The following is a 14,040-nucleotide window of genomic DNA, read 5'->3' on the forward strand; positions in this document are numbered from 1 at the left end:
CTGATCACCCTTTTCCATCACCCAGTTCAATGCAGCAGACCGCCGTAAGGCAGGAAGCGCAGCATCTCGCCCCGTTTCACCGTTGTTCCTGCCGGGATGTCCACCAGACCGTTTGCCCACACTGTCGAATTAAGTGCCGCCGAGCCCTGATTGGCGAAGAGTTCGATCCCCCCGCTCGCGTTCATGCGTGCGCGCAGGAACTCGCGCCGCCGATCAGGCCGCGGCCAATCAAACTCGGCACGCAACATCATGGACTGCGCCGCCACCTCCGTACAAGCCTGGCTGGCGAGCACGAAGGGCCTCACCAGCAGCAGGAAGGTTACGAAACTGGACACCGGATTTCCCGGCAAGCCGATGAAGGCCGCGGCATGTACACGCCCATAGGCCAGCGGCTTGCCTGGCTTCATGGCGATCTTCCACATGTCGAGGCGGCCTTCCGCCTCGACTGCCGGCTTGACATGATCTTCTTCGCCCACTGACACGCCGCCGCTGGTGAGGATGAGGTCATGCCCTTCGGCGGCACGACGCAACACCTCGCGAGTAAGATCGAGACGATCGGGCACGATGCCAAAGTCCTCGACTGCGCAGCCCAGATCCGCCAACAGCGCGCGCAGCAAGAAGCGATTGGAGTTGTAGATTGCGCCCGGTGGCAGCGGCTCGCCCGGCATCACCAGCTCATTGCCGGTGGAGAACACCGCCACCTTCAGGCGCCGATACACCGGCAGCTGCGCGGCGCCCACCGAGGCAGCGAGCGCAAGCGCCTGGGGCGTAAGGCGCACGCCAGCTGGCAGCACCTCCTCGCCCACACCAATGTCCTGCCCCTTGCGGCGCACGGCCTCACCCAGCGTAGGCACAGTGTTTATGACGACATGATCGCCGTCGTGTTCGCACAGCTCCTGCATCACCACGGTGTCGGCCCCCGCCGGCAGTGGCGCGCCGGTGAAGATGCGAGCGGCCGTGCCGGGCAGCAGCGCGTGACCGACGCTGCCCGCAGGAATGCGCTGGCTCACTGCGAGACGGGTGCCGGCAACGGGCACGTCGGCCGCACGCAGGGCGTAACCGTCCATCGCCGAGTTGTCCATCGTGGGCTGGCTGATCGTGGAGTGCAGCGCTGCCGCCAGCACTCGGCCACAGGCCAGCATGGTGTCCACCGACTCGACTTCGCGCACAGGACGAACGAAGCCGAGCAGCTTTTCATAGGCCTCGTCGAAGGAAAGCAGATTACCGTTCATCGGGCATCCAGATAATCGAGAATGAATTCAGCGATGCGTGCCGGCTCGTTGATCGGCAGCACGGGCAGTGGGCAGTCAGGCGCCAGCTCTTCAGCGCCAACGTCGCTCGCGACCGCCACCACATGTGGACTTTCCGGCCACAGCGGCGGCTTGCCGTGTGACGGACGGTGGATCTCGAGCTTGGGAACGGCGGCCGCCTTGTAGCCCTCGATGAGAACGAGGTCACAGGGCTCGAGCAGCAGCAGCTGCTCGTCCAGCGTGGGCTCGGGTGCGCCGCGCAGCTCATGCATCAGCACCCAGCGATCGCTGGACAGCATCAATACCTGAGTGGCACCGGCCTCACGATGACGCCATGAATCCTTGCCTGGCTTGTCGAGATCGAAGCCATGGTGAGCATGCTTGATCACCGACACGCGCAGGCCGCGCGCGGTAAACTCGGGCAGCAATCGTTCGACAAGGGTCGTCTTCCCCGATCCGGACCAACCGGCAAAACCGAAAACTTTCATCGAGAGCAAACACCCACGGCTGCATTGGACAAGGGTGAAGGATACAACAGAGCCCCGCAGCCAGCGCAGTCCGCGGGCTGGCAGCAGCATGCGAAGGCAGCGCCTGGGCTGCGCAGCCTGCATGCAGCGCGCAAGCACCGAGCTTCCTTGACTTCCTGGCGCGGTCGATTAATATCCCGCAAACACCACTTTTGTTGCGTTAAAATGAGTGGCTCTCCAATGATCAAGGCAGACCAAACCAACCATGCCCATTCGTGCTGAGTTTGATTTCATCGTTATCGGAGCGGGGTCTGCGGGCTGCGTGCTCGCCAACCGACTCTCGGCAGACCCGCACAACAAGGTATTGCTGCTGGAGGCCGGCGGCGCCGACAAGAGTCCCTTGATTCATATGCCTGCGGGCTTCCTGCCGATGATACGGGGGGGCATGTTCAGCTGGCATTACCAGACCGCGCCACAGAAGCACCTGAACAATCGTATCCTGAACGACGCGCGCGGCAAGGTGCTGGGCGGCAGCAGTTCGATCAATGGCATGTGTTACAGCCGTGGCGCACCGGAGATCTTCGATTTGTGGGCAAGCCTTGGAAACTCCGGCTGGTCTTATGCGGAGGTGCTGCCCTATTTCAAGCGCGCCGAGAACAACGAGCACGGTGAGACCGCGTTTCACGGCGGCGACGGCCCGCTGCCGGTGACTCAGGCCAGAATCACCAATCCCGCGCAGCAGGCCTGGCTGGACGCCGCACTGCAGGCGGGCTTTCCCTATAGCGACGACCACAATGGCGCCAAGCCCGAGGGTTTCGGCCCATCGGATCGCACCATCAAGGGCGGACGCCGGATCAGCACCGCCGTTGCCTATCTGAAGCCTGTCCGGCAGCGCCCAAATCTGCGCATCGAAACCGGTGCGCACGTGACGAAGCTCCTGTTCGACGGCAAGCGCGTCATCGGTGTCGAATACCTGCAGGGTTCAGAGGCCCGACAAGCCCATGCAAGGCGGGAGCTGATCTCCAGCGCGGGCACCTTCCAGTCGGCACAGCTGCTGATGCTGTCGGGTATCGGCGAGGCGGATCATCTGCGCTCGGTCGGGATCGAGCCCATCGTCGATCTGAAGGGCGTGGGCCAGAATCTTCACGATCATGTCGGCACCTCCGTGCAGATGAGCTGCCCCCTGCCGGTCACTGACTACAAGCTTCTGAGCAGCAATTTCGTCAAGGCCAAGGCCGGCTTGCAGTATCTCCTCACCCGCGGTGGCCCCCTGGCTGGCAACAGCACCGATGCGGTGGCTTACCTGCGCTCAGGCGCACCTAGCCATGACGAGCTCGATCTCAAGTTCTACCTGGTACCGATACTCACCGGCAATGGCGAAGTCGTGGAAGAGCATGGCGTCACCAATCTGGTCATTCTGACGCGACCGGAAAGTCGCGGGCAGCTGCGCTTGCGCTCCGCCAACCCGATGGACAAACCCATCATCGACGCCAATTACCTGGCCGAAGAGCGCGACCGTGATGTGCTCAGGCGCGGCGTCAGAATTGCACGCGACATCTTTACCCAGTCGGCTTACGACCGCTACCGCGGACGCGAGTACCTGCCCGGGGCCCAGATCAGGAGCGACGCCGAGCTCGATGAGTATTTCCGCAACACCTGCAACGTGAACTACGAAGCGGTCGGCACCTGCAAGATGGGCAAGGACGAGCTTGCGGTGGTCAATGACAAGCTGCAGGTTCGCGGTGTCGAGGGACTGCGGGTCGTCGATGGGTCGGTCATGCCCCGCATCACCACCGGCGATCCGAGTGCAACGATCATCATGATGGCCGAGAAGGCCGCTGATCTGCTGCTGCAAGGCGCATGAGGCCCCAGCGCTGAGTGCGCGGCGCTACATGCATTCAGGTGGCGCCGCTCAAGCGCGGTGAAAACCGGATGAGCCGCGCTGCCTGTCATCAATCCAGGCGGCGCGGCGGCGCCAGCGTGTGCAGGAAGGCGACCGCCTCCTCCTCCAGCCGGGTACGCCGCATCGGTGGCAGACTGCGCCACACCACCTTGCCATAAGATTTGTCGATCATGCGTGGGTCGCAAATGCACAATACGCCGCGGTCACGCTCGCTGCGGATGAGACGCCCTGCCCCCTGCTTCATGTTGATGACCGTGCGTGGCAACTGGTGGTGAATGAAGGGGCTGAGTCCCTGGCGCTGCATGTGCTCGACACGGGCGGCCAGCACCGGGTCGTCCGGTGAAGCGAACGGCAGCTTGTCGATAACCACCAGCGACAGCGCGTCACCCGGCACATCGACCCCTTCCCAGAAGCTCTGGCTCGCCACCAGCACGGCATTGCCCAGGCGGCGAAAGCGCTCCAGCAGTTCGGTGCGTGAGCCCTCGCCCTGGAGTAATACGGGCAGTTCGTCCTTGGCGTGCTGCAGCCCTTCGACGATGAGTTCGTGAATACGGCGCATGGCACGCAAGGAGGTGCACAGCACGAAGGCGCGACCACGCGCGGCACGAATCAAGGGCAAGGCCACGCCCGCGACGCGCTCGCTGTAGTTCGGCGCATTGGGGTCGGGCATGCCCGCCGGCGCGTAGAGCAAGGCCTGCTGGGCGTAATCGAAGGGGCTGCCCCAGACCGCGGTGAGCGGCGGCGGGTCCATCCATGCCAGACCGAGCTCACGGCAGTAGTGGCCAAAATCCGCCTTGCCCACTGCCAGCGTGGCCGAGGTGAACACCCAGGCGCGCGGCTGTGCCTCGAGCTGGCGCTTGAACACATCAGCAACGTGCAAGGGTGTGGCGTTGAGCGCCAGCGACTGGGCAAACACTTCCACCCAGAGAATCAGCTCCCTGGCTTCGGGCTTGCGCCAGCTCGCAAGCCGTTCAGCCATCTCCTCGCTGCGCCGCAGGCAGTTGGCCAGTCCCTCAGAGCGCTGCGCCTGGGTGTCGAGCACGGCCTGAAAGTCGGCGAGCGCCTTCTCCAGGGCCTCGACCTGCGCGTCGAAGTGCTCGCGCTCGGAGGCCTGCGCTGCCGACAGACGCGCGGACTCGTTGCCGAACACCAGGCGCAGATCGCGCGCAGCTTTCTCGAGGTTGCGCGTGTGGTCGATCAGGGCGATGCAGTCACGCGCGCCGGACACGGTCTCCGAACGCGTATCACGCGCAAGCTCCAGCACCTGAGCGGTCGACACGCTGTCGCCGAAGAACAGGCTCGCGGTCTCGGGCAGCTGATGGGCCTCATCGAAGATCACCGCATTGCAGGCCGGCAGCAGCTCGCCCATGCCTTCGTCGCGCAGCATCACGTCGGCGAAGAACAGATGGTGGTTCACCACCACCACGTCCGCCTCCATCGCGTTGCGCCGCGCCTCCATGACGAAGCACTCTTCCTTGTTCGGGCACTCCTGGCCGAGGCAGTTGTCACGCGTCGACGTTGCCGCGACCCAGGCCATGGAGTCCTCGCGCACGTCGGCGCATTCAGCCTTGTCGCCGCTCTGGGTGAGCTGCGCGAAGCGCGCAATGGCGCGCAGATCGGCGGCGTCCTGCGGACTCTGAAAGCGGCCGTCACGGGCATTGCGCTCGAGGTGGTAGTGGCAGACGTAGTTCGCCCGCCCCTTGAGCAGGGCGATCGTCACCGGCACCTTGAGCGCGCCACGCACCGTGGGCAGGTCACGGTTGAAGAGCTGATCCTGCAACGTTTTGGTGCCGGTGGAGATGATGACCTTGCCGCCGGCCAGCAGCGCCGGTACCAGATACGCGAAGGTCTTGCCAGTGCCGGTGCCGGCCTCGGCGACCAGGACGCGATTGCCCTTGATCGCCTCGGCGATTCTTTGTGCCATTTCGATCTGTTGCGGGCGCGCACGAAAACCCGCAATCGCGTTAGCGAGCGGGCCGTCTACAGCGAAGATGGGGGTGGGGTCGGACATGCGGAGCGGCGTGCACCAGGCAAGGTGAGAGGATGCGCAATTGTACGTGCTCGCATGCAGTGCAGCATCGCAGGACTCATCCCTTCCAGTGCAGGCAAGCCGCGTGGCGCCCACTGGAGCTGCAATCAGGCGACGCGGTGCGCCTCAGCCAGGTAGGGGCGCGTGCGCATCTCGATCAGGCGACTGACGGTACGTACGAACTCATGCGCGTTCTGACCCTCGGTGTAGAGCTCATGGGCCGGCACTTCGGCGCTGACGATGAGCTTCACGCGGTGGTCGTAGAGCACATCGATCAGCCAGGTGAATCGCCGCGCCTCGGCGGCGTTGCCGGACAGCATCTTCGGCACATTCGACAGCACCAGGGTATGGTGTTCGCGTGCGATCTCGAGGTAGTCATTCTGTGAGCGTGCCCCCTTGCACAGGGTGGCAAAGTCGAACCAGATCACCCCCGGAGCCTTGCGCACCACCGCCAGGCTGCGCTCCAGAATCTCCACCGTGCCGATTTCGCCTGGGCCGCCGGCGAGGCGCACGAAGTCCTCTTCCAGCTTGCGCTCGGCAGCAGCGTTGTGCGGCACCAGATAGATTTCGAGGGTCTCGAGGGTGCGCAAACGGTAATCGGTGCCGTCATCGACTTCGACAACGTCGAAGTTCTTCTTGATGAATTCGATCGTCGGCAGGAAGTTCACCCGCATCAGTCCGTTGGGGTATAGCCCGTCAGGTGGGTAGTTGGTGGTCATGACGAAGATCACGCCACGCGCGAACAAGGCTTCGAGCAGGCGCCCGAGAATCATCGCGTCAGCAATGTCGGAGATGTGGAACTCGTCAAAACACAACAGGCGGGTTGCCGTGGCGATCCGATCGGCCACCTTTTGCAGCGGATCAGGCTCGTGATTGTGATCCTTCAGGTCGCTCTGCACTTCCTGCATGAAGGCATGGAAATGCACCCGACGTTTGCGCTGGTAAGGTACGACGTCAAAGAAGCAATCCATCAGAAAGCTCTTGCCACGACCGACCCCGCCCCAGAAATACACGCTGCGCGGCAAGGCCGGGCGCGCGAACAGCTTGCGCAGCTTGGTGCGGCGGGCGGCCTTGAAGCCGACGAGTTCAGCGTACAGCCGCTGCAGACGAATGGCGGCGGCACGCTGTGCAGGGTCGGAGCTGAAGCCGCGAGCCTTGAGCTCGGCCTCGTAGGCGTCGAGCATGCCGTGCTCGGCCACGTTGAGGGTGCGATAGGGCATGGGACGAAACGACTCGATTCAATGACTGAGGTGTTGACAAAAAAAGGTGAGTGGAGAGGAGTTCCCTCCTCGCCCCTCACCCCCTGCAAGCGGCGAACCGATCAGAAGTGCAGCGCGCGCTTGTCGCAGGCCAGTGCCGCTTCGTGCACCGCCTCCGACAGCGTCGGGTGGGCGTGGCAGATGCGCGCGAGGTCTTCGGAGCAGCCGGCAAACTCCATCGCCACGACGGCTTCGGAGATGAGCTCGGACGCGTTTGCGCCAATGATATGCACGCCGAGGATGCGGTCGGTGTTCGCATCAGCCAGCATCTTCACGAAGCCGGTCGGATCACCCATGCCGAGCGCACGGCCGTTGGCCAAGAACGGGATCTTGCCAACCTTGTAGGTAACGCCAGCGGCCTTGAGCTGCTGCTCGGTCTTGCCCACCCAGGCAATCTCGGGGCTGGTGTAGATGACCCAGGGCACGGTGTCGAAGTTGCAATGACCGGACTGGCCCGCGATCATTTCGGCGACCATCACGCCCTCTTCCATCGCCTTGTGCGCGAGCATGGGCCCACGCACCACATCGCCCACCGCCCACACCCCGGGCAGATTGGTGCGGCAATGGTCGTCGACTTCGATCTGGCCACGCTCGGTGATCTTGAGTTCCACCGCGTCGGCATTCAGACCTTCGGTGTTGGGCACGCGTCCGACCGACACCACCAGACGATCCGCTTCGAGCACCTGCTCTGCGCCATCCTTGTCCTTGTAGGCGATGCTCACGCCCTTCTTGCCGATCTTGACCTCACCGATCTCCACCCCGAGCTTGAGCTGCAGACCTTGCTTGGTGAAGACCTTGAGCGCCTCCTTGGCGACGTCCTGGTCGGCCGCGGCAAGAAAGTCGGGCATGGCTTCAAGCACCGTGACCTCGGCACCCAGACGGCGCCAGACCGAACCCATCTCCAGACCAATGACACCGGCGCCGATCACTGCGAGTCGCTTTGGCACCGCTTCGAGTTCGAGCGCACCCACGTTGTCGCACACGATCTTGTTGTCGACCGGGACCCCGGGCAGGTGACGCGGCGAAGAGCCGGTGGCGATGATGACCTGCTTGGCGACAACCAGGGATTCACCCACATTGACATGCCAGCCCGCGTCACCCTTGCCGGCAAACGCGCCATGGCCATTGAGCATCGTGACCTTGTTCTTCTTGAACAAGCCCTTGATGCCGCCGGTGAGCTGATCGACGATGCCGGCCTTGCGCGCGATCATTTTCGCTACGTCGATCTTCGGCGTGCCGACGTTGATGCCTTGCGCTTCAAAAGCATGCCCGGCTTCCTCGAACAGATGCGAGGTGTGCAGCAAGGCCTTGGACGGGATGCAGCCCACGTTCAGGCAGGTGCCGCCCAGGCGGGGCTCGCCCTTGGGGTCGGCATAAGGATTGGATTCACAGCAGGCCACCTTGAAGCCGAGCTGCGCCGCACGAATGGCTGCAACATAGCCACCAGGTCCGCCGCCGATGACGAGGACGTCAAATTCACTGGACATTCATCACTCCCTGAAGGAAAGCGGGGCAGCGCCACCGCGCCAGCACCACGGCTGACGCAGAGGCGTGCCCCGACATGTATCGATCAAACGTCGAGAACGAGGCGCGCCGGATCTTCCAGCGCTTCCTTCATCGTCACCAGACCCAGCACCGCCTCGCGACCGTCGATGATGCGGTGGTCGTAGGACAGGGCGAGGTAGTTGATCGGGCGTACGACCACCTGACCGTTCTCCACCACCGCCCTGTCCTTGGTGGCGTGGATGCCGAGGATGGCCGACTGCGGCGGGTTGATGATCGGCGTCGACATCATCGAGCCGAACACGCCGCCGTTGGAGATCGAGAAGGTGCCGCCCGAGAGATCGTCCATGGACAGCTTGCCGTCCTTGGCCTTCTGCCCGAACTCGGCGATCTTGAGTTCGATCTCGGCGATCGACATCGATTCGACGTTACGCAGGATGGGCACCACCAGGCCGCGCGGCGAACCCACCGCGATGCCGATGTCGATGTAGCCGTGATAGACGATGTCATTGCCATCGATCGAGGCGTTCAGGATCGGGAACTTCTTCAGCGCGGCGACTGCCGCCTTGACGAAGAAGCCCATGAAGCCCAGGCGCACGCCATGCGCTTTCTCGAACTTGTCGCCATACTGCTTGCGCAGGCCCATGACCGGCGCCATGTTCACTTCGTTGAACGTGGTCAGGATGGCATTTTCGTTCTTGGACTGCAGCAGGCGCTCGGCGATGCGGGCACGCAGACGCGTCATCGGCACCCGCTCCTCGGCACGGTCACCGACGGCGGAAATGACCGCCGGCGCGGCTGCAGCAGCCGCTTTGGGCTGAGCCGAAACGGCATCTTCCTTGGTCACCCTCCCGCCGCGGCCCGAACCCGCGACATCCGCTGCGGCGACGCCCTTCTCGTCGAGAATCTTGCGCGCTGCCGGGCTGGCGACACCGGCGGCGGACGATGTGCGGGCTGCAGCGGCAGGCGCCGCAGCCTGTACAGCCGCCGCGGGGGCGTCGCTTGCAGCCGCCGTCGCCTCGGTATCGATCTGGGCGATCAGCTCACCCGAAGCGACGGTGTCGCCGCTGGCGCGAATGATCTTCACCAGCACACCGTCGGCGGGTGCAGGGGTCTCGAGCACGACCTTGTCGGTTTCGATATCGATCAGGTTCTCATCACGCGAAACCGCGTCGCCCTCCTTCTTGTGCCAGGCCCCCAAGGTCGCCTCAGAAACGGATTCGGAAAGCTGCGGTACTTTGACTTCGATCAGCATTGATTCATCTCCCTGGTTTTTCTATCAATTCGGCGAGTGCGGCGTGGTGTCCTGAATAGGACCGAAAGCATTCTCGAGGATGGCCTTCTGCTGCTGGTTGTGCAAGGCGTAGTAACCCACTGCCGGCGAGGCCGCAGCCGAGCGGCTGACGAGCAGCAGCTTGCGCTTGGTGCCCAGCACATTGACCAGATGCTGGCGCGAAGCCAGCCAGTACCATGCGCCCTGGTTACGCGGTTCTTCCTGGCACCAGACGATTTCCTTGGCGTTGGGGAACTGGGCGATTGCCTTGCCAAACTCCTCAACCGGGAATGGGTACAGTTGCTCGACGCGAACCAGCGCAATATCGGTGATCTTGTTCTCGCGCCGATAAGCCAGCAATTCGTAGTAGATCTTGCCCTGGCAAAGCAGTACGCGCTTCACCTTCTTCGCGTCCAGCTGCTCGACCTCCGGAATGACGGTCTGGAAACGTCCGTTGGCAAGTTCGTCGATCGATGAAATCGCTTCCTTGTGGCGCAGCAGTGACTTCGGCGTGATGATGATCAGCGGCTTGCGCAGACGACGGACCATCTGCCGGCGCAGCAGATGGAAGATCTGTGCGGGTGTGGTCGGCACGCAGATCTGCCAGTTGTGTTCTGCGGCATTGTTCATGAAGCGCTCGAGGCGCGCAGAGGAGTGCTCGGGGCCCTGTCCCTCATAGCCATGAGGAAGCATCATCACCAGGCCGGACAAACGCCCCCACTTGGCTTCGCCGGAACTGATGAACTGGTCGATCACGACCTGGGCGCCATTGACGAAGTCGCCAAACTGAGCTTCCCACACCACCAGTTCGTTGGGTTCAGCGGTCGAGTAACCATACTCGAAGGCCAGCACCCCCTCCTCGGACAGCACCGAGTCGAAGCACTGGAAGTTCGCCTGACCATCCTGAATGTGCTCCAGGGGCTTGTAGATGCCTTCGTCCCAACGCTCACGGAGCTGATCATGCAGCGCCGCGTGACGATGGAAGAAGGTGCCACGGTTGACGTCCTCGCCCGAGACTCGAACACCATAGCCCTGAGCCAGCAGGCTGGCATAGGCAAGGTTTTCACCCATGCCCCAGTCCAGCGGAAGCTCGCCGCGCCCCATCGCCGCGCGGTCGTCGATGATCTTCTTGACCCGCGAATGCAGCTCGAAGCCGTCCGGGACCACGGTCAGGCGCTCGGAGAGGCGCTTGACTTCCTGCACTGGAATGGAGGTGTCGGCGGCGTCGGTGTAGGGCTGCTTGAGGAAAGGCGTCCAGTCCACCGCAAACTGGCGATCATGTCCCGACAGCACCGGGTTATAGAGCAGCTCGCCGCGATCGAGATGCGCGCGATACTGGGCGATCATGTTCTCCGGTTCGTCTGCGCTGATGCTGCCTTCCGCCACCAGGCGATCGGCGTAGAGTTTGCGCGTACCGGGGTGCTTCTGGATGGTGCGGTACATCAGCGGCTGCGTGACCATCGGCTCGTCCTGCTCGTTGTGGCCGAGCTTGCGGAAGCAGATGATGTCAACGACGACATCCTTCTTGAACTCCTGGCGGAAGTCGACCGCCAGTGCGGTCACAAAGGCCACCGCTTCCGGATCGTCACCGTTGACGTGGAAGATGGGCGCTTCGACCATCTTGAAGATGTCGGTGCAATACAAGGATGAACGATAGTCGCGCGGATCAGAGGTGGTGAAACCAATCTGGTTGTTGATCACGATGTGCATCGTCCCGCCCGTGCCATAGCCGCGGGTCTGGGAGAAGTTGAGCATCTCCTGGTTCACGCCCTGCCCGGCAACAGCGGCGTCGCCATGGATCAGCACCGACAGCACCTGGCTCTTCTCCGTGTCCTTTCTTCGCACCTGACGCGCATACACCGAGCCCACGACGACCGGGTTGATGATCTCGAGGTGCGAGGGGTTGAACGCCAGCGTGAGGTGCATCGGCCCACCCGCGGTCATGACGTCACTGGAGAAGCCCATGTGGTACTTGACGTCACCCGCGCTCAGATCGGCCAGCGCCTTGCCTTCGAACTCCGAGAACAGCATGGACGGCGACTTGCCAAGCGTGTTGACGAGTACGTTGAGGCGGCCACGGTGGGCCATTCCGATCACGGTTTCTGCAACGCCATGGCCACCCGCCACACGCACGATCTCGTCCATCGCAACGATCGCCGTCTCCCCACCCTCGAGTGAGAAGCGCTTCTGACCGACGTAGCGCGTGTGCAGGTAGCGCTCCAGCGTTTCTGCCGCGGTCGTGCGCTCAAGAATGCGCTTCTTGACCTCAACCGAGAACTTCGGCGTCCCCCGCACGCTCTCCAGACGGCTCTGGATCCAGCGCTTTTGCGCGATGTCGGAGATGTACATGTACTCCGAACCGATGGAGCTGCAGTAGGTCTGGCGTAGCGCCTCGAGGATCTCACGCAGGCTGGCGTGTTCGGTCGAAAAGCCGCTGAAGGAGCCGACATTGAAGCTCTTCGACAGATCGGCTTCGGTGAAACCGTAGTAGGACGGCTCGAGTTCCGCGATCTGGGGACGCTCGGTGCGCTTGAGCGGATCAAGACTGGCCCAACGGTTGCCCAGGAAGCGATAGGCGTTGATCAGCTGCAGCACGGACACTTGCTGCTTGTCCTCGCCACCGCCGGAAACAACAGTGCGTACCGGACCGCGCTTGGCCATCTGTTCGAAGGCCGCGATCACCGGCCCATGCGCGACGTCGCGGGCAGCCGCTCCCGACTGGCTTTGCAGCTGGTCGAAGTACGCACGCCAGTCATCCGAAACCGAACTCGGATCGGCGAGATAGTTTTCGTACTGCTCTTCAATGAACGGCGCATTCGAGCCGAACAAGTGCGAGGTTTTTTCGAGTTGCTTCATCATGATGAAAGCCACCTGTATTTTATGTTCCCTGCTCGCGGCCTGGCCTGCTTGCAGGTAATTGCGCTGATCGAAGGCGGCGTGGATCGAGGCTCGATGGAAAAACGGGATGACAGCGCACGCGCGATCACCCCGTCACCGTCAGACTCGGCGGCGCCTCCCTCCCCTCTCCATCGTCTCTTACGGACGCTGATCGATGGCGGTCACGTCGCGTCGCGCCGCACCGGTGTACAACTGACGCGGACGACCGATCTTGTATTCCGGATCGGTGATCATCTCTTCCCACTGGGTGATCCAGCCCACCGTGCGCGCGAGCGCGAAGATGCAGGTGAACATGGAGGTCGGAATACCCAGCGCCTTCTGCACGATGCCCGAATAGAAGTCGACGTTGGGATAGAGCTTCTTCTCGACGAAGTAAGGATCCTCAAGCGCGATTCTCTCCAGCTCCATCGCGAGCTTGAACAGACGGTCGTTCTCGAGACCGAGCTCCTTGAGCACCTCGTTGCAGACCTTGCGCATCAGCGTGGCACGCGGATCGAAGTTCTTGTAGACGCGGTGGCCAAAACCCATGAGCTTGAAGCTGTCGTTCTTGTCCTTGGCACGTTCAATGAACTCCGCCACGCGTGACACATCACCGATCTCTTCCAGCATGTTCAGGCAGGCCTCATTGGCGCCACCGTGCGACGGTCCCCACAGGCAGGCAATGCCCGCCGAGATGCAGGCGAACGGGTTCGCACCCGACGAACCGGCGAGGCGCACGGTCGAGGTCGAAGCGTTCTGCTCATGATCGGCGTGCAGCGTGAAGATGACGTCGAGCGCACGCACCAGCACCGGATTCGGTTCGTATTTTTCGCACGGCGTGCCGAACATCATGTGCATGAAGTTGGCGGTGTAGCTCAGATCGTTGCGCGGGTACATGAAGGGCTCGCCCTTGTTGTACTTGTAGGCCATGGCAACGATGGTCGGCAGCTTGGCAATCAGGCGGTTGATCGAGATGCTGCGATGCTTGGCATCGGAGAAATCCATGGCGTCGTGATAGAAGGCCGACAAAGCCCCCACCACGCCCACCATCACCGCCATGGGATGCGCATCACGACGGAAACCAGAGAAGAACTTCGTGATCTGGTCGTGCAACATCGTGTGGCTCTTGATGGTGTGCTCGAACTCGGCTTTCTGCTCTGCGTTCGGTAGCTCACCGGTCTTCAGCAAATAGGCCACTTCGAGAAACTCGCAGTTGTCAGCCAGCTGCTCGATGGGGTAGCCGCGATAGAGCAATTCACCCTTGTCGCCATCAATGAAGGTGATGTCAGACTTGCAGCTCGCCGTCGAAAGAAAGCCTGAGTCATAAGTGAACAAGCCGGTCTTGCTACCCAGCGTACGAATGTCGATGACATCCGGGCCATGGGTGCCGGTCATCACCGGAAATTCGACGGTCTTGCCATCGACGGTTAGCGTTGCCATGCGTTCAGTGCTCATAGATCGTCCCTTCTACTAGCCGGT

At 62.5% G+C, this 14,040-nt stretch carries 9 protein-coding genes; 1 reads left to right on the plus strand and 8 read right to left on the minus strand.

Annotation, left to right across the window (positions count from 1 at the left end; all coding sequences use genetic code 11):
* Positions 1 to 26: 26 nt before the first annotated feature.
* Together M622_RS27230 and mobB are read right to left on the minus strand one after the other, a co-directional pair.
* The gene (locus tag M622_RS27230; protein ID WP_021248777.1) at positions 27 to 1,232 is read right to left on the minus strand and encodes a molybdopterin molybdotransferase MoeA; all 1,206 of its coding nucleotides are present in this window, start codon (positions 1,230 to 1,232) and stop codon (positions 27 to 29) included.
* Positions 1,229 to 1,738, minus strand: a complete 510-nt coding sequence (gene mobB, locus M622_RS27235; protein WP_031346567.1) for a molybdopterin-guanine dinucleotide biosynthesis protein B — start codon at positions 1,736 to 1,738, stop codon at positions 1,229 to 1,231. The genes M622_RS27230 and mobB overlap by 4 nt, the downstream gene beginning before the upstream one ends.
* Before the next feature lie 244 nt (positions 1,739 to 1,982).
* On the opposite strand from mobB, the gene M622_RS27240 reads away from it, so the two are divergent.
* On the plus strand, positions 1,983 to 3,581 hold the full coding sequence (locus tag M622_RS27240) for a GMC family oxidoreductase (RefSeq protein ID WP_021248779.1): 1,599 nt from the start codon (positions 1,983 to 1,985) through the stop codon (positions 3,579 to 3,581).
* An 88-nt stretch (positions 3,582 to 3,669) separates the two neighbouring features.
* On the opposite strand, the gene yoaA is transcribed toward M622_RS27240, so the two are convergent.
* The 6 genes from yoaA to gltA all read right to left on the minus strand — a co-directional run bounded on the left by yoaA (position 3,670) and on the right by gltA (position 14,016).
* Complete coding sequence (gene yoaA, locus M622_RS27245) at positions 3,670 to 5,631, minus strand: DNA repair helicase YoaA (RefSeq protein ID WP_021248780.1); 1,962 nt, start codon at positions 5,629 to 5,631, stop codon at positions 3,670 to 3,672.
* 125 nt (positions 5,632 to 5,756) lie between these two features.
* Positions 5,757 to 6,869: a cell division protein ZapE gene (zapE, locus tag M622_RS27250; RefSeq protein WP_021248781.1), complete on the minus strand. Its 1,113-nt coding sequence runs from the start codon at positions 6,867 to 6,869 to the stop codon at positions 5,757 to 5,759.
* A 101-nt stretch (positions 6,870 to 6,970) separates the two neighbouring features.
* On the minus strand, positions 6,971 to 8,395 hold the full coding sequence (lpdA, locus tag M622_RS27255) for a dihydrolipoyl dehydrogenase (protein ID WP_021248782.1): 1,425 nt from the start codon (positions 8,393 to 8,395) through the stop codon (positions 6,971 to 6,973).
* Between the two features lie 83 nt (positions 8,396 to 8,478).
* Entirely contained in the window at positions 8,479 to 9,666 is a 1,188-nt protein-coding gene (gene odhB / locus M622_RS27260) for a 2-oxoglutarate dehydrogenase complex dihydrolipoyllysine-residue succinyltransferase (protein WP_021248783.1), read from the minus strand.
* A gap of 24 nt (positions 9,667 to 9,690) precedes the next feature.
* A complete protein-coding gene (locus tag M622_RS27265; RefSeq protein ID WP_031346569.1) occupies positions 9,691 to 12,543 on the minus strand; it encodes a 2-oxoglutarate dehydrogenase E1 component in 2,853 nt (950 codons plus the stop codon).
* A gap of 177 nt (positions 12,544 to 12,720) precedes the next feature.
* Positions 12,721 to 14,016: a citrate synthase gene (gene gltA / locus M622_RS27270; protein ID WP_021248785.1), complete on the minus strand. Its 1,296-nt coding sequence runs from the start codon at positions 14,014 to 14,016 to the stop codon at positions 12,721 to 12,723.
* Between the last annotated feature and the right edge of the window lie 24 nt (positions 14,017 to 14,040).

Source organism: Thauera terpenica 58Eu, from assembly GCF_000443165.1.
In the GTDB taxonomy this organism is placed as follows: Bacteria; Pseudomonadota; Gammaproteobacteria; order Burkholderiales; family Rhodocyclaceae; genus Thauera; species Thauera terpenica.

What these genes read in the sequence shown, in the direction of transcription:
- M622_RS27265 (WP_031346569.1), bottom strand. Translation starts at nt 12,543, where the DNA reads ATGATGAAGCAACTCGAAAAAACCTCGCACTTGTTCGGCTCGAATGCG.
- odhB (WP_021248783.1), bottom strand. Translation starts at nt 9,666, where the DNA reads ATGCTGATCGAAGTCAAAGTACCGCAGCTTTCCGAATCCGTTTCTGAG.
- gltA (WP_021248785.1), bottom strand. Translation starts at nt 14,016, where the DNA reads ATGAGCACTGAACGCATGGCAACGCTAACCGTCGATGGCAAGACCGTC.
- M622_RS27240 (WP_021248779.1), top strand. Translation starts at nt 1,983, where the DNA reads ATGCCCATTCGTGCTGAGTTTGATTTCATCGTTATCGGAGCGGGGTCT.
- yoaA (WP_021248780.1), bottom strand. Translation starts at nt 5,631, where the DNA reads ATGTCCGACCCCACCCCCATCTTCGCTGTAGACGGCCCGCTCGCTAAC.
- zapE (WP_021248781.1), bottom strand. Translation starts at nt 6,869, where the DNA reads ATGCCCTATCGCACCCTCAACGTGGCCGAGCACGGCATGCTCGACGCC.
- mobB (WP_031346567.1), bottom strand. Translation starts at nt 1,738, where the DNA reads ATGAAAGTTTTCGGTTTTGCCGGTTGGTCCGGATCGGGGAAGACGACC.
- M622_RS27230 (WP_021248777.1), bottom strand. Translation starts at nt 1,232, where the DNA reads ATGAACGGTAATCTGCTTTCCTTCGACGAGGCCTATGAAAAGCTGCTC.
- lpdA (WP_021248782.1), bottom strand. Translation starts at nt 8,395, where the DNA reads ATGTCCAGTGAATTTGACGTCCTCGTCATCGGCGGCGGACCTGGTGGC.